Source organism: Limnobacter sp. SAORIC-690, from assembly GCF_002954425.1.
Taxonomy (GTDB): domain Bacteria; phylum Pseudomonadota; class Gammaproteobacteria; order Burkholderiales; family Burkholderiaceae_B; genus Limnobacter; species Limnobacter profundi.
This window is the reverse complement of sequence record NZ_MQVZ01000001.1, coordinates 3075405-3097823: the sequence shown is the minus strand read 5'-3', so window position 1 is coordinate 3097823 and position 22419 is coordinate 3075405. Positions and strand designations below refer to the sequence as shown.

The window sequence follows — 22419 nt, the reverse complement described above, 5'->3', positions numbered from 1 at the left end:
GTTTTTAAAGGATATTTCTATTTTATCAGGCGCCAGCCCGATCCTCGATGGAAATTGCATGGGCGTGTGCCATCGCTGCAGAAAAGTCGATTTGTAGTTGCCCGGCATGGAGCTGAGCCATGAAACCGCTGCGTTTGAACAGGGATAACGCCTGACTGTTCAAGCCGCAAAAGATCAGTGTGTGACCCGCACGCTGTAAATCAGCGTTCAGTTCTTCAAGGCATTCCAGCGCTGTGGTGTCGATTGAAATGGTTTGATGAAGATCGAGAACCAAAATTCGAGTGGTCTTGCTGGTGTTCAAAATCAGATTCTCTATCTTCCCGACCACTGCAAAGAAGAGAGATCCATAAATTGTGTAGGCCACAATACCCTTGGCGCGGTCTTCATCTTTGAGGTAAACGGGAATAAATTCGGTGAGCGTGGATACCCGGTAAATGAAAAATATCCCGGCTAGAACCAGGCCAACCTCAACAGCCACGGTCAGGTCAACAATCACGGTGAGCAGAAAGGTGGCCAGCATGATTATTTTGTAGACATTGCTGTACTGCTTCAATTTTGGGAATTCTCGCCATTCACCCATGTTGTAGGCCACGAACATGAGCACCGCCGACAATACCGCCAAAGGTATGTGAAAAGCCAGTGGTGCAGCCAACAGCATTATGGTGAGCAGCACCAATGAATGGATGATGCCAGCAATCGGCGAGTTGCCTCCAGAACGGATATTGGTCACTGTGCGGGCGATGGTGCCCGTGGCCGGCATGCCGCCGAACAGGGGCGAGGCGATATTGGCCAAACCCTGAGCCATCAATTCCTGGTTGGGGTCGTGTTTCTCATGGGTAATGCCGTCGGCCACGCGCGCGCACAACAGCGATTCGATGGCGCACAGAAATGCAATGGTCAAGGTGGGGCCAATTAGCGTTTGAACGCTGGCCAACTCGATGGACGGCAGGGTCAACGTTGGAAGGCTGCGTGGAATTTCGCCAAATTTGCTGCCGATGGTTTCAACGTCAAGCCCAAGAATGTAGGCAGCCAGGGTGCCAGCAACCAGCAATATCACAGAGCCGGGAACACTTTGAAGAATTTTCGGAAACGTGCCTTCAGAGTGTTCTTTGCTGAGCACAGCAAACAATTTGGGCCATAGAAAAAGGAACGCGAGGCTTATGCTGGCAAGCGCGAATGCAGACCAATTGAGGCCAGGAATAGCCTGCAGCAAGGCCCAGTTCTTTTCAAAAAAATTGCCTTGGGTCACATCAATGTTCAAACCAAAGAAATCTTTGATTTGAGACAGTGCAATTAATACCGCGATGCCGTTGGTAAAGCCGATCACAATGCTGACCGGTATGAGTCGCACTAGGCTTCCTAGGCCAGTCAAGCCCATGAGGAACAGTAGCCCCCCAGCCATCAGTGTGCAAACGATCAGGTTGGCCACGCCATATTGGTTGACGATGCCGAGCACCACCACGATAAATGCACCGGCAGGGCCGCCAATTTGAACGCTGGATCCGCCAAAGGCGGAGATGATGAAGCCCGCCACAATGGCGGTGAAAAGGCCGGTTTGGGGCTCAAGCCCGCTGGCAATTGCGAAGGCCATGGCCAAAGGAAGGGCAACCACGCCCACGGTAATGCCTGCCCCCAGGTCTTTCAAAAAACGCTGGGAGTTGTATCCCTGCAAGCTGTCCACAATACGTGGTTTGAATGGCTTGAGCGTTTTCAGAAACTGGGGGGTGGCCATGTTTTCCTTTTAGCTGATTTTCATTCCTGGCGTAAGTTTGCCCAACGCTGTCAGGGTGCTTAATGCGGTGTCGTCATCCGATGCTGCACACAACACCATGCCTTCAGAAAGTCCAAATTTCATTTTGCGTGGTGCCAGGTTGGCCACCACCACAACGTACTGCCCTGTCAGTTGCTCTGCCTGATAGTGCGCAGCGATACCCGAAAAAATATTGCGTGGTTTTTCTTCGCCCAGATCGACCGTGAGTTGAAGTAATTTCGTGGAGCCTTCCACTGCCTTGCACTCTTTCACCAAACCAATTCGTAGGTCAATCTTGGTGAAGTCATCAATACTGATGTATTCGCCTGACGCGGTGCTTGCAACTGACGTGGCAGATTTTTTGGCGTCGGTTTTCACAGGGGATGCTGAAGTAGGCGCCAAAGATTGTTTGTTGGCGTCTATCAAAGCGTCGATTTGCTTTTGATCCACGCGCTGCATCAGGTGTTTGAATGCCTGCACAGGTGTCGCGCTGCTCAACGGAGTATTCACATCGGCCCAGGTCATTGGCGCGACACCCAAAATATTCTCGGCGTTGCCGGCCAGTACTGGCAGCACTGGTTTCAAATACAGGGTGAGCAAGCGGAACGCTTCAAGACAAATCGAACAAGCGGTTTGCAATTCAGCTTGCTTGTCCGGGTTCTTGGCCAATTCCCATGGCTTTTCCTGATCCACGTAGGCATTCACTTTGTCGGCGCAGGCCATGACTTCGCGAATGGCTTTGCCATATTCACGTTCGTCGTAATGTGCAGCAATTGCGGCAGCCTGTGCGCGAATGTCTGCAAGCAGCGGGTGTTGCATGGCGGAATCAAGCACGCGGCCTTCGAAGTTTTTCACCAGAAAACCCGCGCTTCGGCTTGCGATATTGATGTATTTGCCGACCAGGTCACTGTTCACTCGGGCGGTGAAATCTGAAAAACTCAGGTCCAGGTCTTCCATGGTGGAATTGAGTTTGGCCGCAAAGTAGTAGCGCAGCCATTCCGGGTTCAAGCCCTGTTGAATGAAGCTTTCGGCGGTAATGAAGGTGCCGCGGCTTTTGCTCATTTTCGCGCCATCGACTGTCAAAAAGCCGTGTGCGTTGACCTTGGTGGGCGTGCGCAAACCGGCAAACTGAAGCATCGCTGGCCAAAACAGGGCGTGGAAATACAGAATGTCTTTGCCGATGAAGTGAACCATCTCGGTGTTGGTGTCTGCTTTCAGAAATTCCTGATAGTCCACGCCGATTCGTTCACACAGATTCTGGAAGCTGGCGAAATAGCCTACAGGTGCATCCAGCCACACGTAGAAGTACTTGCCGGGCGCATCTGGAATTTCGAAACCGAAGTAGGGTGCGTCGCGGGAAATGTCCCAGTCGGCCAGTTTGCCGCTGCCTTCTTCACCCAACCATTCCTGCATTTTGCGACTGGCTTCAACTTGCAGGCGGCCTTCGCTTTGAGTCCATTGGCGAAGGAAGTTTTCGCAGCGCGGGTCTGAAAGCTTGAAGAAGTAATGGTCGGAGCTTTTGCGCACAGGGGCAGCACCAGACACTGTGGAGTAGGCGTTTTTCAGCTCAGTGGGCTGATAGGTGGCACCGCACACCTCGCATGAATCACCGTATTGGTCTTTCGCACCGCACTTTGGACACTCGCCCTTGATAAAGCGATCGGGCAAAAACATTTCCTTGACCGGATCATAGAACTGTTCAACCGAACGGGTTTGGATCAAACCCGCATCACGCAAGCGCGTGTAAATGGTCTCGCAATGGGCTTTGTTCTCGGGTGCGTTGGTGGAATAGTAGTTGTCAAAGCCCACATGGAAGCTGGCAAAGTCGCGTTGGTGTTCTGTGCTGACTCGAGCAATCAATTCTTCGGGGCTGATGCCCTCGGCTTGCGCACGCAACATGACTGGAGTGCCGTGGGTGTCATCGGCACACACGTAGTACACCTCGTTGCTTTGCATTTTCTGGAACCGAACCCAGATATCGGTCTGAATGTATTCGACCAAGTGGCCCAAGTGAATGGCACCGTTGGCATAGGGCAGGGCAGAGGTAACAAGAATTCGGCGAGTCACGATGTTGTTCTTTGAGGTTGTTCTAAACGCAAGGCATCTATTGTACGCCCTAATCATTGGCCTGCCGCCCTTTGGGAAGGCAGTTGCAACCAACCGATAACCCGGTTTTCCTTTTCTTGAATCAGAAATTTCCTACAGCCCTACAGGTTTTGGATTACAGCATTCAGTTGCGCTGCAGCATAAGCTTAACTGGCTGATTTGATTAACAAACTTAGGAGAATTCATGATGTTAAAAAAGTTTGCTTTTGTAGCCGCAGTTTGTGCTTTGCCGGCACTTGCCCAGGCCAACAACACCATCCGTTTTGTCGGGGAGGTAACAGCACAAACCTGTTCGGTTTCTGTCAATGGTCTGCAAGCGAATCCGGTTGTTCTGTTGCCCTCGGTGGCAGTTGCTCAATTGAATCGAACCGGAAATGCGGGCGAAACACCGTTCACAATTTCGGTACAGGGATGCACCGCAAATGAAGAAAATCCCATTTCGGTGAGCACAGTGTTTGTCGCAGCTGACATGACCACAGCTGGCAATATTGCCAATACAACAGGCACGGCCAGCAATGTGGAATTGCAGTTGTTGAATGCTGTGAACGGAACACCGGTAAATTTGCGCACAACTTCCTCCGTTCCCCTGGCCACGCTTGCTGCTGGCAGCACTTCAGCGGAACGTCAGTACGCGATTCGGTATTTCACGCCAAGCAATAACGCCACCGCTGGTTCGGTAGGTGGTTCTTTGCAGTATTCGTTGGCTTATCCCTGATTGAGGCGAATGAAGTATGCATGCGACCAATTCCATCTTTGCTGATCGATTATTCGTACCTTTGATGCGCGCTGTGTTGCATGTGGTGTTGGCGCGGGGTCCTTGGTTGGTTCCAGCGCCAAGCCAGGCTAGCGTGGTTATTGAGGCTACCCGGGTTGTTTACAGCGCTGCTGTTGCTCAACGGGAAGTTCGAATTTCGAATGAGGATGACTTTCCCAATCTGATTCAGGTGTGGGTTGATTCTGGGGATCCTGAATCAAGACCCGATGCACACGATGAGCGCTTTTTCATTACTCCACCCGTGTTTCGGATGGAGCCAAAAAGTGGCCAATCGCTCAGGCTTCGGTACCTCGAAAACGATTTGCCCAAAGACAGGGAAAGTCTTTTTTACTTGAATGTACTGCAAGTTCCGCCAGTGAGTTCGGATCAGCAGGACAACAACAAGGTGCTTGTCATGATTAGGAATCGATTGAAACTGTTTTATAGACCCGAAACCATTCACGCAGACCCAGCTACGGCGGGAGATGCCATTGAATTTCAGATTCAGAAGCGAGATTTGGGATACGTTTTGGTGGCCAGCAATCCGTCTCCATTTTTCATCACTCTGACCGGATTAAAACTGAGTTCTGAGACTGCTGATTACACAGTCGACTCACGAATGGTGGCTCCATTCGCCCGCCAAATGTGGATGGTTGACGATCCCGAGGTTACGGATCAGGGTGAAATTTCCATTCGCTATCAGTGGATTGATGATTACGGCGCGGGCCGCCCCCGAACTGCGAACGTGCAAAGGTGAGTTGTCATGTGCTTCGCAGGGCGATTGTTTTTGCTGACAGTACTGTACGCAGCATTCCCGGGGACTTTGCTTGCAGAAAGCAGCGCAAACCTGGCGGGTGTTGCTTATCAGTTCGACAGTAGTCTGCTGATGGGGGCATCGGTTGATCTGTCACGTTTTAATGCCAGTGACTGGTTTCCGGCAGGCAACTATCGCGTTGATCTGTACATCAACCAGGCATTTGCCGGGCGCGAAGATGTAGCTTTTCAGGCCAATGAGTCTGGGCAGCCATTGCCTTGCTTGAAGCGGGATCTGCTGGAGCAGGCAGGCGCGGTGTTGGGTGAAGTCGACGAAGAACAGTCGAACAATTGCAGACCCATTGCGCAATGGGTAGAGGGTGCGTTTCATCACTTTGATGTTGGCCAATTGCGACTCGATATATCGATACCGCAGGCCAGCATGCGCCGTACTCCCCGAGCCTACGTGTCTCCATCCCAATGGGATGCGGGTGAGTCCATGCTGTTTTCCAATTACAGCGTGAATATTCAGGAAAGTCGAATAGAAAATTTCGGACCGTCCCGCTACGCCTTTGTGGGTTTGAATACTGGTTTTAATGTGGGGCTGTGGCGTTTCAGGCACCAATCTTCCTTTAACGCCTCCGAACGTGCCGGGGCTCGAACCCAACGTTGGGATTCAATCCGTACTTACGTTCAGCGCGCTTTGCCTTCGCTACAAAGCGAGATGACTTTGGGCGATTCATTTGTCTCTGGCAGTCTATTTGGCAGCGTGGGGTACAGGGGATTGAATTTGCAATCGGATACACGAATGTTGCCAGGCTATTTGCGGTTTTATGCCCCGCAGGTGCGAGGCGCCGCAACGTCGAACGCCCGGGTGATTGTTCGCCAGAATCAGCAGGTGATTTACGAAACGACTGTGTCGCCTGGGCCATTTGTAATTGATGATTTGGCAGCAAGCAGTTATCAGGGAGATCTGGAGGTAGAAGTGGTGGAATCCAACGGGCAAAGCCGACGCTTCACCGTACCTTATTCTGCGGTTCCCGAATCGATTCGGCCTGGCATGGGGCGCTACAGCTTCACATTGGGGCAGTTGCGTGATGGTGTTTCAAACTCATCGAACGATCTGTTCGGTGAAATGACTTACCAACTGGGTTTGAGCAATGAGATCACGCTGAATACGGGGGTTCGTCTGGCCAGAGACTATGCCTCATTTCTGGGGGGCGGTGTACTGGCCACCAGGTATGGTGCATTTGGTGTCAATTTGACCCAAGCCACAAGCGTTGATGACACAGGTCGATCTGAAGGTTGGCGTTTTGAAACCAATTACAGCAAGCATCTGGATGTCACTAACACCACCTTTGCCTTGGCAGGTTACCGCTATTCAACCGAAGGGTTTGTCGATTTGGCTCAAGCCTTCTCAAGGCGGAATGCTCAGGTGGTGCAGTCGCAAGCCCTGGCTGAATCGTTGTTTCAGCAGCAACGTAACCAATTGGTGCTCAGCGTTGGGCAACCCCTGGGCAAATGGGGGCAGATCAATTTGACCGCTTCCAGCAGCGATTATTACAACTCACCAGATCGCGACAAGCAGTTGCAATTGTCCTATTTCAATTCAGCTGGGCAACTGGGTTACGGCTTTTCCCACACACGCAGTCAAACGCAAGATGGCACACCGGACAATCTTTCGATGTTGTCAATCTCGTTACCTCTTGATGATTTACCCACCGCGCCTAGCGTATCAGCCTCTGTTTCACACCAGCAAAACAGCGGGTCACAGCTTCAAAGCTCGGTCAGTGGCACTTTGGGCGAACGGAACAATACAAGTTATGGCATTGATGTGGGCCGAGATACCCATCAGCGCACCAACTACGCCGGGATCAGCGCGCAAACCCGTTTGCCTGTGGGAACACTTTCAGGTTCGTTTTCGCAAGGCGAGGGGTACTACCAAGTTGGAATGGCCATGCGGGGGTCGGCAGTTGTTCATGATGGCGGGCTTACCTTGGGGCCTTATTTGGGAGAGACTTTCGCCCTGGTGGAGGCCAAAGGTGCTGAGGGTGCAGAGGTAAAAAACGGACAAGGCGCGCGAATTGATCAAGATGGATATGCCGTGGTGCCATGCTTAGTCCTTACCGTTACAACGAGGTTTCGATTGACTCCGCGAAGATGGACCAACGCACTGATTTATTGGTCAGTAAACATGAGGTGGCTCCTTATGCGGGTGCAGCAGTGAAACTGCGTTTTGATACCCTGAGGGGTTACGGCGTATTGGTGCGCGCCAAGGGTGAGAAAGGTAAAACCTTGCCTTTGGGGGCGATTGTGAAAGACAAGAAAGGACGCGTTGTGGGCACGGTGGGGCAGGCTTCGAGAATTTTTGCTCGGGTAGATGCCGAAGAGGGATATTTGAGTGTTGAACTGGATACTGAGGGTGAGCGCCTGTGTTTGTTGCCTTATTCCTTGTCGGCAGATGAGCAGCAGATGCCTTTGATTCGGCTGGAGTCCAATTGCCTGACCCAGGGGGGGCGATCATGAAAAATTTGACCAAACACTCATTCATTCGCATAGTCTTTGTGTTTATCAGTACAGCCTTTCTACTTTTAACAACATTGACTGCCAACGCTACATGCTACCGCGTCACTGGGACTTACACCGGCACCGGCCAACCACCGAACAATCAGATTCTGCCGGGTGAGGGTGTTGCAGATGCCTGGCAAGGTGCCTGCCCCAGCTGTGGTAATGATTTGGGTTTATCGAGCGTAGTCAATATAACCGATGCGTCTTTTCAGCCTTTGGGCTCGATTATTGACTCAGCGGTTGCACCATTTGCCCTTTACGGAAGGCGACGTTCTGGTAGGAATTGGGGCTACGATTCAGAACATGTTTTCTTTCGTTGCGCTTCGAGTGATGCGGTGTACGAGATGTACGCCACCAATGGACTGGACAGCTACGGAGGTGCCGCTGATGGTTTGACTGATGGAGCTTCAATTGGCTTGCAAGGAGCTTATCGAACCGCAGTTCCTGATATGTTGATGCGCATCACCAATTTGGCAACCGGGCAGTATTTCAGCCATTTTTGGCAGGAGCGGCCATTGACAGGGCTGGACACCGACAGTCGTGGATATTTGCTTGTGAAGGCCAAGAATTTGGCCACAATCAACGTTGAGTTGATTCGAGCTAATAGTGAGGGCGTGATTGATCGAGTGTCGTCAGCGGCGAATAACCACGCAAGTTTGAATGGCATGATCGCCATCAAGGGCCCAGGTCGGCAGTATCCGTCGGTGGGCGCGTCCTCTGCCAGCAGCCGTGGTGGCAGTTATGACAATTGGCCGGGTGCGATTAGCTTGTTCGGCTCGAGCACTACAATTCGGCGCTCACGTACCTGTGCAGTGCTCAATGTAACACCCACGGTTCAATTCGCGCCGATTACAGTGCAAGCCTTGAATCGGGGTGAAACACGGAGGATACCTTTCGATTTGGAGTTTCACTGTCAGACTGGAACACGATCCGGTACCAGTGCAGACCAGACCGCGATTGGATTTTTGCCTTCGAAAGGTTCAGTCTCTAATGCACATTCTTTGGGGCTTCTCAACTCTACTTTGGGTTTGTCTCACATAGTGTCTGACGCTTACGGCGCATCGTATTCTGCCAAAGGTGTGGCAATTCGGATTTACCGAAACGGCAGTCCGATGATTATCTTGGGCGGGCAGCGTTTATATGGTGCCGGTGAGCAGGGTGGATGGTACCCCGTGGCTTCACCCAACCAAGGTTGGAACAAGGGGCCTGGGGATACTGATTTGTATCATGAAGCGTTTGAGGCTGAACTCGAGCGAATTGCCGGCGTTGAAGTGAAGCCAGGGCAAATCCTGGCGAACGTACAGGTGCTGATCCGTGTTCAATAAAATGTTTATTCGTTTGATTGTTTGTGTGTTTGCCCTGATTTGTTCAAATGTAGCGTGGTCGGGTGTGGTGGCGCAGTCAACGCGACTGGTTATTCATTCAACGAGTCAAGAATTTTCGCTTTCCCTGAAAAACTTAAATTCTTACCCCGTACTGGTTCAAACCTGGATTGACCATGGTGAGGCTGATACGGGCCCAGACGAAGCAGACCCATCTTTCGTGGTGTTGCCCCCCATTTTTAAAATGAATTCCGGCGATATGCAAAACCTTCGGATTTTGTACCTGCCCGAGAGAAAACCGAGTGATCGGGAATTGTTGTATTGGCTCAATGTGCTTGAAGTGCCGCCATCAACCCAAAACATGGACGAGGAGGCCGCCAAGTTGGTGGTAACCATGCGCACACAACTCAAGGTGTTCGTGCGTCCACCCAATCTGACGATAAAACCGGATACGGCGCTTACCATGCTGGATTGGCAGGTTTCTCAAGTGGCCAATGCATGCAAGTTGAGCGTTCGCAATCCTGGGCCTTATCACGTCAGCTTTGCTTACCTAGAATATGCTGACGGCCCAGAAACCCAGCGTCTGGACGCTGGCATGTTGATGCCGTTTGGCGACGCCACATTCGATTTGCCTGCATGTCCCGGTGTGCAAGGTGCGTTGGTGCGTTTTGCAGCCATTGACAATTCGGGCAATCCACGTGAGCATTCGGTCACGATTGAGGGTTATGAGTCTGCTGCTGCATCGCTTCAATCAACCGCTCCAATGCATCACTAACCTCACGGGCCAGCGCGGTGCGTTGTTCCATGTTACTGGCACCTTCGTAGGTTTCTATGGTTCTGAGTAAACGGTACGCACCAATCATTTTGGCGGCACCTTTAATGCGGTGAATGATCTCTGCCTGCTCTTGATGTGCGTTGCCCATCAAACTTTGTTTGAGTTTGAGCAGATCTTCAAGATTCGCATCCAAAAGCGTTTGCAACAGTGTTTGCATGTTCTCGGTGTTGTCGCCCGAGAGCGTTCGCAGTGTTGACATTTTGAACAGGGGATCTGCCGGTTTGTGATTGACCGTGTATTGGAAAAGCTTTGCCTTCAAAGTTTGCAATCCCAGTGGTTTGGCCAGGCAATCATTCATGCCACAATTCATACACTGTTGGCGAATATCCGGCCCCTCGTGGGCTGTGATGCCCAGTATCAGGCAAGCCGTTTGGCCTTCGGATTGTTCTTGCCGGCGAATGGCTTCTGCAAGTTCAAATCCATCCATGACTGGCATGCTGCAATCGGTTAGCACACAATCAAAGGCATGGGTCTTCCACAAGTCAAATGCCTCAGCACCATTCCTGGCCTGCAAGGTTTGATGCCCAAGATAATTTAGCTGTTGCGCGAGCAAAATCCGATTGGGCGCATGGTCATCAACAACCAATATGCGCAAAGGTTGGATGGTTTTGGTAACTGATTCACCAGCAGTGAATTCTGCATGTTCTGGCCTGACTGAACCAGCGATAGGACAAGTCAGTTTGAAACTGGCGCGGGTGCCTTCACCTGGCTGGCTTTGCATGGACAGTTCCCCACCCATGAGTTTGGCGAGCTCTTTGCAAATGTACAGTCCAAGCCCAGTACCTTGTGTGCCGCCAGCCGGTGAAGATTGTATCTTTTCAAAAGGTTTGAATAAATTCTCAAGGTGTTCAGTGGAGATCCCCGGCCCCGTGTCTGTCACTGTAAATAGAAAAGCAGCATTGTCGGGAGCTTTCTGGCTGACTTTGACATGCAATGTGATTTGTCCGGTCAAGGTGTACTTCACTGCATTGCTGATCAAATTGCCCAGTATTTGTCGAAGCCGCAAGTCGTCGAGAATCGCCTCAGTATGTTCCGGGCCAGTCCACTGAAGTTGCAGCGCAAGATTTTTCTGTTCGGCAGTTGCGCTGAAATTCTGGATAAGCTCTTCGCACAGTTTTTTCAAGTTTGTTGGGGCAGGGTGAACCGACAAGTGCCCGGTTTCAATTTGAACCGTGTCCAGGATGTCGCTAATTAGTCGCGACAACTCCGACGCAGATCTCAAAGCGGTTTTCAAAGGTTCTACTCGGTCGCTATTCTCGGCTGTTTTCTCCAGTTCCAGTTCAAGTGTGCCCATGACTGCGCTGAGTGGTGTTTTGATTTCATGGCTGATCGTGGCCAGAAAAACAGATTTGGCAGCATTGGCTTTTTCAGCCTGTTTTTTTGCCGAGGCCAGTTCATTGAGCAGTTGCTGACGTTGGTTGAGTTGATCGGTCAACTCTTGCTCGGCCATTTTGCGCAAGCGGATTTGCCGTCGTAAGACAAAGTTCCACGCAGCGAACAGTACCAGTGCAGCAATAACAAGCAGGGCACCTTGCAGCAAGATGGATTTGTAGTCTCGCCAGTCGCTCAGTTGAACCACCGCATTGTTTCGCCAGCGGTTGGCCAATGCATTGATTTCATCAGGCTGGATTTGGCGAAGGGCATTGTCCAGCAAACCGAGCAGCTCCAGATTGTTCCGTGAAACTCCAAAACTTGCTTTGGCCAGCGGTTCATCCAATTCACCGAGCATCTTGAGTCGTGAATCCTCGCTTCTGGAAAGGTAGTAACTTGCGGTGCTCAGGTTCATGACGGTGTACTGAGCCTGCCCCTGTTTGACACGCTCCAGGCTGTCTGCGTTGTTGTTGGTTTCGATCAGCTGTGCTTTTGGATACTTGCCTTGAAGGTAAGCAATGAGCGTGTGGGCCCTCGGTAGTGCAATTGAAACAGATTGGTCGGGCTCGGGAGGCGCTGCGATTGATGAGGTGGTACCTATCCAGACAAATGGCTTGCTTAAGTAGGGTCGACTGAACTGAAGGTATTGTTCACGATCATTGTCGGGATTGAAGTCCACCAAGATATCAGCTTGGCCATTTCTAACTGTGCGCAGTGCATCTTCCAGACCGTTCACAGGTTTGAACTCAAACCGCAGGCCCGTGCTCAGAGAAATGCGCGCCAGAAGATCTGCCGTAATGCCGCGGTAGGTGCCTTGCTCATCGAAATACGACAATGGTGGGGAGCTTCGGTCTACTACCACGCGCAAGGTCTGGTTCTGTGTGACCGTTCTCGCACTCGAAGTCGCTCCAAGGCCTGCCACACTCCAACGGCGAGCGATTAGTGCATGTTCTGCGGGTGCAATCTGCTGGATTGCTTTGTTGATCCTGGTCTGTAAATGCGTGTTGTCAGCATTTAAGGCAAAACCAAGCCCCTTTTCACGGGCCGGGTCGGTGGCGACAATTTTTGCTGCGTTGGGGTAGTTGTGATCAATCAGGTATCCGGCGACCTGCAGTTCGCTGAACATCAAGTCAGCCTGGCCATAAATCAGTGCTGCCATCGCTTTGGCGGGCGAGTCCATTTGCTTGATGAGTGCACCAGGGAATCGGCTTTGTAAAACGTTCAAAGGCAGGTAATCGTAGGCAGCTACTACGGTCAGGTCTGTGTAGTCTTTTTGCTGTGTCCAGTCAAAATCAATCCGAGTGGAAATGGCGGGTAGATCATCCAGATACGGTGTACTGAGCACAATACCGGTGTGGCTGGCCTCAAACGTATTGGAATTGGCCAGTAAGTCGATGCTCCCCGTTTGCAAGGCACGGATGGCCTCATCGCGATTATTGAACTGCACCGCAAAAACTGGAATGCCCAGTTTGTCCTGTACTAGCAGCGCATAGTCTGCGCCGATCCCCTCATACGATTTGCCTTGAACCACAAAATCGAAAGGTGGGTAATCGGGGGCAGTGATACCCAGTCTTAAATGAGGCGTCACATTTTGACCTGCTGATTGAATGGGGATGGAATAACTCTCGGCGGCTACGTTCGGCCAAGCCATCAAACAGATCAGGCAGATCATGCAGTTGCTCAGCAAATGCCGAGGCCATGCCGAATACAAAATGTTAGGCAAGTCCATTGCGTCTGGCAAAGTCAGTCAGTTCCACTAGGGAGGACGCGTTGATTTTTTGCATGAGACGGGTTTTGTATGTACTGACGGTTTTGCTGCTGAGCAAGAGCTCGTCGGCAATTTGTTGGTTGCGTTGGCCACGCGCCAAACGCTTTAGCACAATCAATTCCCTGTCTGAAAGTGTAGCAAGATACTCCTGGTCGGAAGCGCCATGTTGAGAAGGGCGGCCGGCAGGCAGTGCAACTGATGGGAAATAGGTATGACCACTCAACACAGCGCGCGCTGCGGTCACCAGGTCGCATAGGTCTTCCTGTTTGTGAATGAATCCGGAAGCTCCTGCCTGCAAGCTACGTTGAGCGAATATTTCAGTTGGTTGACCAGTCAAGACGATGATTTTTAGCGTTGGCGTTAGTGCGCGCAGGCGTTGAATGACATTCAGACCATCCAGCTTGGGCAAACCGATGTCTAGAACGACCAGATTTGGTTCATGTTCTCTTGTTGCCTGAATGGCTTGACTTCCATCGCTGGCCTCCTTGACTTCAAAGCCCTCGCGTTCAAGTACCATGCGCAATGCCATTCTCACTGCTGGATGATCGTCCACAATCAGAACCTTGGTATTTAGCATAGGGTTACCTCAAAACTGCCGCGGAAATGGTTCAAACGCATTCCACCTCGGTGCAATTTGGCGATTCAGGATAAATGCGGAAATTATTGTAGGCGATTATGCCTTAGGAATATAACTACACGTTTTGGTGCCCGGGACCGGAATCGAACCGGTACGCCCCTTTTACGGTAAGCGACGGATTTTAAGTCCGTTGTGTCTACCAATTTCACCACCCGCTGATGGCTTGAAAACTTGGAGGCGGGGGTCGGAATCGAACCGGCGTACACGGAGTTGCAGTCCGCTGCATGACCACTCTGCCACCCCGCCAAGGGTGTTCCACCAAAATGTGGCGGGCAAAGAAAAGGGGAAGTGTATCACTTCCCCTTAGGAATTTGGAGCGGGAAACGAGACTCGAACTCGCGACCTATACCTTGGCAAGGTATCGCTCTACCAACTGAGCTATTCCCGCATTTCAACAACATGTCGTCGTTGAGAGAACGAAATTATAGCAAGAAAAATTTTTGTGTCAAACGTTTTTGCAAAATAATTTCATTTATTCTTCGCTTGCCTAAAAGTTGTGCAAAACCAAGCCTGTTGCGGCTTTCGGGGATGTTGTTCTTTGGTGTTTCAAGCTATTGATTCTGTTGTGAAATGTAGTTTTTCCAGCCACGTTTGCGCAAATCGCAGGCCGGGCATTCACCACAACCGAACCCCCATTCATGTTCGTGGCTTCTGTCGCCCGTGTAGCAGGTGTGGGTGTCGCGAACAATAATTTCCAGCAATTTTTTGCCGCCCAGCTGCTCGCCCAGCTGAAAAGTTTCGGTCTTGTCGATCCACATCAGTGGTGTTTCAAACCGGAACGAGCTTGCCATGCCAAGGTTGGTGGCCACTTGTAGGGCTTTCAGCGTGTCCTCACGGCAATCGGGATAACCCGAAAAATCGGTTTGACACATGCCGCCCACAAGGGTAGACAAACCTCTGCGGTAAGCCACAGCCGATGAAATCAAAAAGAACACCAGATTGCGGCCCGGTACAAAGGTGTTGGGCAAGCCTGTCTCGTTCAGTTCGATCTCACGCTCTTCCGTCAGTGCACAATCGGAAATCTGTCCCAGCCAGCTCAGGTCAATCACTCTGTCTTCGCCAAGTTTGTGCGCCCATTCGGGAAACTGCTCACGGATTCTGTCCAATACAGTCAGACGGCATTCCAGTTCAATGCGGTGGCGTTGCCCATAATCAAAACCAATTGTCTCAACATGGTCGAATTTGGACAGTGCCCAGGCCAGGCAAACAGTGCTGTCCTGTCCACCTGAAAACAGCACCAGAGCTTTTTTGTTCATGTTTGGGGGAGGGTTCAGTTGCGCTAAACCCCTATTTTAGCCGCACAAATAAAAAACCCCGCAGCGTTGCGGGGTTTTAATCTGCTGTTATTGAGGTTTGCCCAACTTACATTTAGCTGGCCATGCCCGCGGAAATTGCGTACTTCACCAGTTGAACACTGGAATCCAGATTCAACTTTTGCAGCAAACGCGCGCGGTAAGCGTCGATAGTGCGCGGTGAAACCTTCAGCAGTTCTGCGATTTCACGGCGAGGACGGCCTTGAGCAATCAAGGTAAGCACTTGACGTTCACGGCGGGTCAATTGAGCGCCTTCGTCTTGGTCGGCCAGTGGATTAATTTGGCCCCCCAGGTTTTGCTGCTCGGAAGAGCCGTAAGAAGGGGTTGTTTTGTTATTCACCAGTTCAGGGGCCACATAACGGGCGCCTGCGGCAACGGTGTCTATTGCCTCGCGAAGCGTTTCCACTGACGATTGGCGGCCTACACAAGCCCACACGCCAGGTTTGAATGCCATCGCCAGAATGTCTTGCGCATTGCCTTCGCAAACCAATACGACTCGAACATCGGAATAGCTTGCACCAATGTGTTGAACCACGGCCTCGCCATGCCTGTTGCCTTTTTCAATGGTAATCACCACGATTCGCGTTTCGGCGCTGGCCAGGTGGTTGTCGATTTCTTCAAGGGTTGTCCGGTTGGTGACGAACATGGCTGAAGGCTGATGGTCCTGCCCGGGGAGGTACTCTGAATGCCCGTTTCGCGGGGCGTTAGTGGTCGACCTGCCAAGCCCTTTTCATTCTTCATAGTCCCACCCATGTGTGGCTGGCTCGGCCAGCTCGGTATTAAGGTCATCGTTCGCCCCGCTTTTGGATTTGTTTGGGTTGCTGCTTATTCGTTTTGTACTTCAGGCGATAAATTTTGGATTCAATGCTCCGTAGGTAATTTCAAGCGGGTTAATTACTTTGGGGGGGATTGCATTTCGACCTACTATGTAAGCAAATAGACAATGCAAGTACTGTTCTGGAATCGGAACTTTTGCTAGTATCCCTTAGCTAGGGGATACTTAGGAGTTACATCCCCCGTGTTGGGTGGCCCTATTCAGTGGTTTGAGCAGTAAAACTTGGCCTTTTTGACAAAACCAAAGTCTGGCTCGACTGTAAATTAACAGTGACAGGACGTATCAAACACACACAGATGACTTCATCTCGGGGACAGCCAGGTTGAGAGAAGAGCTCGCTTCTTTAATTGAACGAATTGCAAATCGCGATCGAAAGGCGTTTGAGGAGTTGTATCAACTCACGTCTCGAAAGATGTTTGCTGTTGCGTTGCGCATAGTTCGGGAGCCTGGCATGGCTCAAGACGTGCTTCAGGACGCCTATATCCGCCTTTGGCGATACGCCCACACTTTCAACAACAAGTTGTCTGCACCCGAAACCTGGTTGCACCAAGTGGTGAGAAACAGGGCACTTGACCTAATCGCCCAGCAAAGCCACACCGTGAATTCAATTTCCCTGGACCAGTTTTCTGACCAGGACGACGAACCCAATGAATTGGTGTTTGAAGCTCATTCAACCAGCAGCGATGACAAGGAAACCAGCCGGGTAATGCAGGCCTGCGTGCAACGCCTTGAAGGCAAATATCGCCAGGTGCTTACTTTGGCTTATACCCACGGCATGAGCCATGCAGAGATATCAGAGCACCTGGACGTGCCATTGGGCACCGTTAAAACCTGGGTTCGCAGGGGCTTGATCGAATTGAAAACCGTATACGACGAATTTCAGTCCGAAGGTTTGGCAACCATGGCTGCGAACAATTCGCGTCGCCAGGACGCTGAACAATCCGGATACATGGCATAAGGGGGCCGCATGACTGACGACGACAAAAACTGGTTGGCTGCCGACTACGTACTTGGTGTGATGCGTGGAGCCGAGCGCACCGCATTTGAAGGACAGTTGAGATTGGACCCCGTGTTGGCCAAATCGGTACTGAACTGGCAAGAGCGTTTGAGTTTGATTGATGCCAAGCCACAAGTGTTGTATTCCGCGATGACTGAAGCTGAAGTGGACGCCGCGCTTAGCAATGTATTTGAGCGGGTATGCCGTGCAATTGATGCGCAGCCCGATGCCCATACCCGCTTGGAAAACCCGTTGGCCAAGTTGACTCGCGAACAGTTGGCCGGCATGCGCCCTGCTGTTGTCCGTTTGATCGCCTCGTACCTGGTATTGCTTGAACGACTCAAGGCGCAGCAGTTGCGCATGGCTGGTTCGGCAGGCGCTGTGTAACCTAGGGACTCGCAATGTCGGTTAAATATTTGTTCAAAGAAAGACTCGAAGCGCTCTGGAATTTCGGCTTGAAACCGGAAAAATCGGGAGATGCCGCCGCCGATGGGAGTAATGCGGTCGACGCATCCAACTCAAAAACAGTTGAGGGGGTCATTCGCAGCGCCTTGCCTTTGCTAAAGCGTGCGGCGTTGTTGTCGATTTTCGTGAATCTGGTGGCCTTATTCCCTGCGGTATTTTCCTTGCAGGTATATGACAGGGTTATTTACCGCTCGGGCCTGAATACACTGACCGCTTTGTTGATCGGCATGGGTATTTTGCTTGCAGCAGATCTGATTTTGCGTTCGTTCCGGGCTCGAGTTCTGCGTGTGGCTGCGGTAAAAATTGACGGGCAAATCGCCAGCAAATTGATGAACAAGATTCTGTCGATCCCATTGCGACAGTTGGAGGCCCGTTCAACTGCGGCTTGGTATTCCCTGTTTAAAGATGTGGACACCGTGCGCGTGGTCTGGAGTGGCGCGGTTGCCATGACCATTCTTGATCTGCCATTTGCCATTCTGGCCATTGGATTGATTGCCACTATCGCTATGCCTGTATTGCCCGTGGTGCTGATTGGCTTGGTGTGTTTGGCCGCCTTGTCTTGGTACAGCTCGGGTGAATTCCGCAAGCGCCGAGTGGAGGAATTTTCGCGCGCTCGCCGCCGGGATGAAGTGCTGGCCGAGGTTTGCCGGGGCCGTGAAGCGATTAAAAGCTTGGTGCAGGACGATTCTGCCAAGCGGGCCTGGGTGTCAAGCTATAACTCCTGGGTCCAGGAATCATTTCAGAAAAATGGTGAAATGGAAGACCAGCGCGAGTTGTCGGTCTCCATCATGCTGTGTGTGAACGTGGCCATTACGGCTGTGGGCGCCTACGCAGTGATTAACCAATGGATGACGGTGGGCGGACTGATTGCCTCGAACATGCTGGCTGCCAAGGCGATTGGCCCGTTGGCTGCATTGACTGGTCACTGGCGCTCGATTGCACATTCCCGTGAAGCCACAGACCGCTTGAACAAAGTGTTTGCCGCAGATGAGGAGAAGCAACACACTGGTTTGAACCTGCCCATGCCTTCGGGCGCTTTGCGCCTTGAAAATGTAAGTTATCAGCACGTTGGTGCACAAAAGGAAGTGGTCAAGTCGGTTTCGGCTCAAATTGGCCCCCGTGGTATTTACGGCTTGGCAGGTGACAACGGCGCGGGCAAATCAACTTTGTTGAAATTGCTGCGTGGTCTCTATGAGCCTCAAAGCGGCCGTGTGTTGCTGGACGAATACGATTTGTCACAGTTCTCTCGGCAGGAACTTGCCAAGTGGATTGGCTTTTTGCCCCAAACATCGCAATTGTTTGAAGGCACGATTGTTGAGAACCTGCGCCGGTCCAACCCCGATGCCAGTGACGAGCAAATTTTGTTGGCTGCCAAGCGTTCTGGTGCGCATGAATTCATCGCAAAAATGCCAGATGGCTACATGACGCAAGTGGGCGAGGGGGGTAACCGCTTGTCGGGTGGGCAACGCCGAAGGGTTGCCATTACCCAGGCGTTTTTGTCGGACGCGCCCGTGTTGTTGCTGGATGAACCCACGAACGACCTGGATTTTGCGGCAGAAACCCACTTGATGGCCGTGTTTAAAAGCTTGGCCACCGTGAAGACCATCATCATGGTGACGCATTCAGTGCGTTTAATGTCGATTTGCGACAAGATCATTTATCTGGACAAGGCTTCAAAGTTGCACGTTGGTGCGACACCGGAAATGCTGAAATTGTTGTATGGCATTTCTGTACCGAAGCCCGTGCCAGCCGCGCCCAAAGCTGCGTCGCAAGTGACTTCCGAGGCTGCCAAGCAGACGCTGGGGGCCAATGGTGCTGAAGGACAGGCAAATACGGATGCGGGCGGCAAGGCCGCTCAAGCGTGATGAGCGAAGGTCGAGAAATCATGAAGTCGAACAATGCATTGGCCGAAGTCGGCAAAAATGATTTGAAGCCCTATGAGGTCCCCGCCCTTTACAAACCCAATGGTGGTGGGTTCGACACCAAAAGCAGGTTTGCGCTGGGTTTGATTGCGCTGTCTTTGTTCGCATCCTTGTTCATCCGCGTTGACCAGGTGGTTACTGCGCCGGGCAAGGTGATTCCATCGACCCGGGTCAAAAGTATTCAGCACCTGGAAGGCGGTATTGTTCAGGACCTGGCTGTGAAAGAGGGTGATTTGGTGAAAGAAGGGTCCATGTTGGTTCAACTGAACCTGGCCACTTCGGGCATCAACATTGAAGAATTGAAAAGCCGGCGTGCCGCATTGGAGATGAGCCGTGCGCGTTTGCTGGGCGAGGCTTCGGGCAAGGCACCAGAATATCCCGCAGAAATTATTGCAGACTATCCCGATTTGTATCGCACCGAGCAGTCCACCTACATTGCCCGCATTACTGAATTGAACGGTATTCTGGGCGTGAATGACAGCCAGATGCTGGGCAACCAGGGTAAGGTGGGCGAATTGCAAGCCAAGCTTGAAGGCTTGGAGAATCGCGCAGTGACTACCCTGCGTGAACTGGAAATTACCCGAGAACTGGTTCGCGAACGCCTTGTGTCTCAGCTTGAATATTTGACCAAGAAACGTGATTACGACAGTTTGACCGCTGAAATTGCCTCGATGCGGCAAACCATTGCATCAGCCCAGGCCACTGTTGGGCAAAGCCGTGCTCGCCGAGTGGAAGAAGATGGCAAGTTCCGCCGCAGGGCTGCGGATGAATTAACAACGCTTGAACGCCAGTTGGCCAGTTTGAAAGATGAAATTGATCGAGCCAGCGATCAGCGCGACCGTGCCGTGATTCGGTCACCCATCGATGGCGTGGTGAAAAACTTGAAGTTACAGGCCGTGGGCAACGTGGTTCGCCAGGGTGAGCCCATCATGGAAGTGGTGCCAGTGGATGAAGTGTTGGTGGTTGAAACCCGACTTTCACCCGCAGACCGAGGCTACGTCAGCATGGACCAACCTTCGGAAGTGAAGGTGTCTGCCTATGACTTTTTGCGCTATGGCACTTTGCCCGGCAAGGTGACCCAAATTGCAGCTGACACTGACCCTGGTACGGAAGAAACCGGCCCCTATTACCGCTTGATTGTGAGCACAGACAAGGCATTTTTTGGCACGCCCGATGCGCCGCTGCGCATTTCACCGGGCATGACCGCTGAAGTTGACATTAACGTGGGTTCGCAACCCTTTATTTATTATTTGTTAAAACCTGTATTGAAGCTGAAGCAAGAAGCCTTCAGAGAACCATAAAGCAACACATGACAACACAATTGGACATGACCCAGGGGGGCGTATGGGCTCGCAAAGCACTGTGTGTGCTGATTGCGGGCCTTCTTGCATTTCCCGTGGGTGCGCAAGATCTGCCCGCGAGCGACCAGCCTTCTGCCAATGTAGGTAACGACAACAACGAGTTTCGTGCCCGACGCATAGCTCCGGCAGAGGCAGCAAAAATGAGCAAGGAAGAGCTCACCAAAATTCGCTTTCTGAACATGTTGCGCACCAACCCTGAAATTGTGACTTCACGCATCAATGTGAATGCCTCGCAATTTATTGAAGATGGTGCCCGCGCTGCCTATTACCCCAGAATTACTGTGGGTGCCAATGCCAGTTCCAGTTCAACAGTGACCAACCGACAATCGACCGACATTACGGTGACCCAGCCCCTGTACACCGCGGGTCGAATTACTGCGAGAGTAAAAGCGGCTGAAACCGATGGGACTATCGCAGATGGGCAATTTGTAAAAACAATTCAAGACGTGGTGCTCGAAGGCTTTTTGGCCAGCAGTACTTTGTCGCGCAATGCCTTGTTGGTGGAAGCCTCCCGAGCCGCAGAGGCAGCCGTCGCCCAATTGCTGGCCCTTGAGGAGCGTCGGGTTGAGTTGGGCGGAAGCGGCGTCACCGATGCACAATTTGCGAAAGCCCGTTTGGCGGTCACCCGTGACCGGCTGGTGAATTTTGAAGGACAGTTTGAAGAGGCCCGTGCCACTTACTTCCGTTACTTCGGTGTTTATCCCGAGGGCTACAACGTGCCGGAACTGGAAATTCAGCGCAACATGTTGCCCCAGCTGGTAGATGAAGCGGTCACGAAAGCGCTGTTTTCCAACCCGGAAATTCGTGTGGCTGAAAGCCAGATCGTGAAAGCGCGACACAACTACACGGCTGAGGATGCAAGCCTGTACCCGTCTTTGAACCTGGTGGGTATTCAGCAATTTTTTGGTGAACCCGACCCCTTTACTGGTGACAGAACCGACAGCTCCGTGAACCTGCGTTTGCAGTACAGCGCTTTTTCAGGCGGCGAACAGGTCGCTCGAGTGAATCAGGCGGCAGCCACGATTGATACCCGGCGTGCCCAACTGGCCGCAGCCCGATTGCGGGTCGAGGAAAGTGTCCGCTTTCAGTGGGGCAAATGGTCAGCCGGGCAGTCGCGATCGGTGACCTTGCGCGGCGCTTATGCCGATTCTTTGCAGGTATTCAAAAACCGCAAAAGGCTTCGTGATTTTGGCCGTGAAACCGTGATCGTGATGCTGGATGCCCAAGTTGAGTACTTCAACGTTTTGATTGCATACATTAACGCAGTGTTTGATGCACGGGATGCGAGTTTCCGCTTGATGCATGCTATGGGCTTGATGATGCCAACCCCCGGTGCAGAGGGCGATTGGTTTGAGTTGTTTTTCTCGAAAACTCCCGAGCGCGAGCGCCTGGAGAGTAGCTTGAAAGATACGGCCGACATTGCCAGCAGCCCGGCTGATCAAAAAATTGCGGAAAAGCTTGGCCTGGATGTTAGCCAGACCGAAGTGGAGAAGGCAGCTGGATTTGTACTGACCCCGGCGCAGCGGCTTGAGGTTGAGAAAAGCTCGGAACGCAGCCGCGTGCAGGGCAGTACGACTGAAAAAGAACTGCGCCCAACCCTGAAACCAGCGCCTGTTCTCGATCCCAGATTTTATCGGTAAAGTCTTGATTTTTGTCAGTAAA

At 51.9% G+C, this 22419-nt stretch carries 17 protein-coding genes and 2 tRNA genes; 11 read left to right on the top strand and 8 right to left on the bottom strand.

What is annotated here, in order from left to right; translation table 11 throughout:
* Nucleotides 1–25: 25 nt before the first annotated feature.
* Together BSZ31_RS14715 and metG are read right to left on the bottom strand one after the other, a co-directional pair.
* A complete protein-coding gene (locus BSZ31_RS14715; protein WP_105029376.1) occupies nt 26–1732 on the bottom strand; it encodes a SulP family inorganic anion transporter in 1707 nt (568 codons plus the stop codon).
* 9 nt (nt 1733–1741) lie between these two features.
* Nucleotides 1742–3817 (bottom strand): methionine--tRNA ligase, encoded by a 2076-nt coding sequence (metG, locus tag BSZ31_RS14710; protein ID WP_105029375.1) that lies wholly within the window; start codon nt 3815–3817, stop codon nt 1742–1744.
* A 223-nt stretch (nt 3818–4040) separates the two neighbouring features.
* Between metG and BSZ31_RS14705 the strand changes: the two genes are divergently transcribed.
* From BSZ31_RS14705 to BSZ31_RS14680, 6 genes are all read left to right on the top strand, one after another.
* Nucleotides 4041–4571: a fimbrial protein gene (locus tag BSZ31_RS14705; protein WP_105029374.1), complete on the top strand. Its 531-nt coding sequence runs from the start codon at nt 4041–4043 to the stop codon at nt 4569–4571.
* Between the two features lie 16 nt (nt 4572–4587).
* Nucleotides 4588–5367 carry a molecular chaperone gene (locus tag BSZ31_RS14700; RefSeq protein WP_105029373.1) on the top strand — a complete coding sequence of 260 codons (780 nt, stop codon included), beginning with the start codon at nt 4588–4590 and terminating at the stop codon, nt 5365–5367.
* A 30-nt stretch (nt 5368–5397) separates the two neighbouring features.
* Nucleotides 5398–7590, top strand: coding sequence for a fimbria/pilus outer membrane usher protein (locus BSZ31_RS14695; RefSeq protein ID WP_168427007.1), 2193 nt, complete (start codon nt 5398–5400; stop codon nt 7588–7590).
* Nucleotides 7587–7889 carry a FimD/PapC C-terminal domain-containing protein gene (locus BSZ31_RS14690; protein WP_168427006.1) on the top strand — a complete coding sequence of 101 codons (303 nt, stop codon included), beginning with the start codon at nt 7587–7589 and terminating at the stop codon, nt 7887–7889. The genes BSZ31_RS14695 and BSZ31_RS14690 overlap by 4 nt, the downstream gene beginning before the upstream one ends.
* A gap of 386 nt (nt 7890–8275) precedes the next feature.
* Entirely contained in the window at nt 8276–9256 is a 981-nt protein-coding gene (locus BSZ31_RS14685; RefSeq protein WP_168427005.1) for a fimbrial protein, read from the top strand.
* Nucleotides 9246–10028 (top strand): molecular chaperone, encoded by a 783-nt coding sequence (locus tag BSZ31_RS14680; protein WP_146106716.1) that lies wholly within the window; start codon nt 9246–9248, stop codon nt 10026–10028. Before BSZ31_RS14685 ends, BSZ31_RS14680 begins: the two co-directional genes overlap by 11 nt.
* Here the strand turns inward: BSZ31_RS14680 and BSZ31_RS14675 are convergent.
* The 6 genes from BSZ31_RS14675 to BSZ31_RS14645 all read right to left on the bottom strand — a co-directional run bounded on the left by BSZ31_RS14675 (nt 9964) and on the right by BSZ31_RS14645 (nt 15823).
* Entirely contained in the window at nt 9964–13110 is a 3147-nt protein-coding gene (locus BSZ31_RS14675) for a transporter substrate-binding domain-containing protein (RefSeq protein ID WP_168427004.1), read from the bottom strand. The genes BSZ31_RS14680 and BSZ31_RS14675 overlap by 65 nt on opposite strands.
* Before the next feature lie 64 nt (nt 13111–13174).
* Nucleotides 13175–13804 (bottom strand): response regulator transcription factor, encoded by a 630-nt coding sequence (locus BSZ31_RS14670; RefSeq protein WP_105029367.1) that lies wholly within the window; start codon nt 13802–13804, stop codon nt 13175–13177.
* 232 nt (nt 13805–14036) lie between these two features.
* Nucleotides 14037–14110, bottom strand: a tRNA-Cys gene (locus tag BSZ31_RS14660).
* A 66-nt stretch (nt 14111–14176) separates the two neighbouring features.
* A tRNA-Gly gene (locus BSZ31_RS14655) sits at nt 14177–14252 on the bottom strand.
* Between the two features lie 163 nt (nt 14253–14415).
* Nucleotides 14416–15120, bottom strand: coding sequence for a 7-cyano-7-deazaguanine synthase QueC (gene queC / locus BSZ31_RS14650; RefSeq protein WP_105029366.1), 705 nt, complete (start codon nt 15118–15120; stop codon nt 14416–14418).
* Nucleotides 15121–15232: 112 nt separating this feature from the next.
* Nucleotides 15233–15823 carry a response regulator transcription factor gene (locus BSZ31_RS14645; RefSeq protein WP_105029365.1) on the bottom strand — a complete coding sequence of 197 codons (591 nt, stop codon included), beginning with the start codon at nt 15821–15823 and terminating at the stop codon, nt 15233–15235.
* 511 nt (nt 15824–16334) lie between these two features.
* On the opposite strand from BSZ31_RS14645, the gene BSZ31_RS14640 reads away from it, so the two are divergent.
* From BSZ31_RS14640 to BSZ31_RS14620, 5 genes are read left to right on the top strand one after another with little or no spacing between them, the layout of a single operon-like run.
* On the top strand, nt 16335–16970 hold the full coding sequence (locus BSZ31_RS14640; RefSeq protein ID WP_291768507.1) for an RNA polymerase sigma factor: 636 nt from the start codon (nt 16335–16337) through the stop codon (nt 16968–16970).
* 9 nt (nt 16971–16979) lie between these two features.
* Nucleotides 16980–17396 carry a hypothetical protein gene (locus BSZ31_RS14635; RefSeq protein ID WP_105029363.1) on the top strand — a complete coding sequence of 139 codons (417 nt, stop codon included), beginning with the start codon at nt 16980–16982 and terminating at the stop codon, nt 17394–17396.
* Nucleotides 17397–17410: 14 nt separating this feature from the next.
* On the top strand, nt 17411–19339 hold the full coding sequence (locus BSZ31_RS14630; RefSeq protein ID WP_105029362.1) for a peptidase domain-containing ABC transporter: 1929 nt from the start codon (nt 17411–17413) through the stop codon (nt 19337–19339).
* 20 nt (nt 19340–19359) lie between these two features.
* Nucleotides 19360–20697, top strand: coding sequence for an HlyD family type I secretion periplasmic adaptor subunit (locus tag BSZ31_RS14625; protein ID WP_168427003.1), 1338 nt, complete (start codon nt 19360–19362; stop codon nt 20695–20697).
* Between the two features lie 8 nt (nt 20698–20705).
* Nucleotides 20706–22397: a TolC family protein gene (locus tag BSZ31_RS14620; protein ID WP_105029360.1), complete on the top strand. Its 1692-nt coding sequence runs from the start codon at nt 20706–20708 to the stop codon at nt 22395–22397.
* The last annotated feature ends 22 nt before the right edge of the window (nt 22398–22419 follow it).

What these genes read in the sequence shown, in the direction of transcription:
- BSZ31_RS14625 (WP_168427003.1), top strand. Translation starts at nt 19,360, where the DNA reads ATGAAGTCGAACAATGCATTGGCCGAAGTCGGCAAAAATGATTTGAAG.
- BSZ31_RS14620 (WP_105029360.1), top strand. Translation starts at nt 20,706, where the DNA reads ATGACAACACAATTGGACATGACCCAGGGGGGCGTATGGGCTCGCAAA.
- BSZ31_RS14635 (WP_105029363.1), top strand. Translation starts at nt 16,980, where the DNA reads ATGACTGACGACGACAAAAACTGGTTGGCTGCCGACTACGTACTTGGT.
- BSZ31_RS14645 (WP_105029365.1), bottom strand. Translation starts at nt 15,823, where the DNA reads ATGTTCGTCACCAACCGGACAACCCTTGAAGAAATCGACAACCACCTG.
- BSZ31_RS14630 (WP_105029362.1), top strand. Translation starts at nt 17,411, where the DNA reads ATGTCGGTTAAATATTTGTTCAAAGAAAGACTCGAAGCGCTCTGGAAT.
- BSZ31_RS14705 (WP_105029374.1), top strand. Translation starts at nt 4,041, where the DNA reads ATGATGTTAAAAAAGTTTGCTTTTGTAGCCGCAGTTTGTGCTTTGCCG.
- BSZ31_RS14675 (WP_168427004.1), bottom strand. Translation starts at nt 13,110, where the DNA reads ATGGCTTGGCCGAACGTAGCCGCCGAGAGTTATTCCATCCCCATTCAA.
- BSZ31_RS14700 (WP_105029373.1), top strand. Translation starts at nt 4,588, where the DNA reads ATGCATGCGACCAATTCCATCTTTGCTGATCGATTATTCGTACCTTTG.
- BSZ31_RS14715 (WP_105029376.1), bottom strand. Translation starts at nt 1,732, where the DNA reads ATGGCCACCCCCCAGTTTCTGAAAACGCTCAAGCCATTCAAACCACGT.
- BSZ31_RS14670 (WP_105029367.1), bottom strand. Translation starts at nt 13,804, where the DNA reads ATGCTAAATACCAAGGTTCTGATTGTGGACGATCATCCAGCAGTGAGA.
- BSZ31_RS14685 (WP_168427005.1), top strand. Translation starts at nt 8,276, where the DNA reads ATGTACGCCACCAATGGACTGGACAGCTACGGAGGTGCCGCTGATGGT.
- queC (WP_105029366.1), bottom strand. Translation starts at nt 15,120, where the DNA reads ATGAACAAAAAAGCTCTGGTGCTGTTTTCAGGTGGACAGGACAGCACT.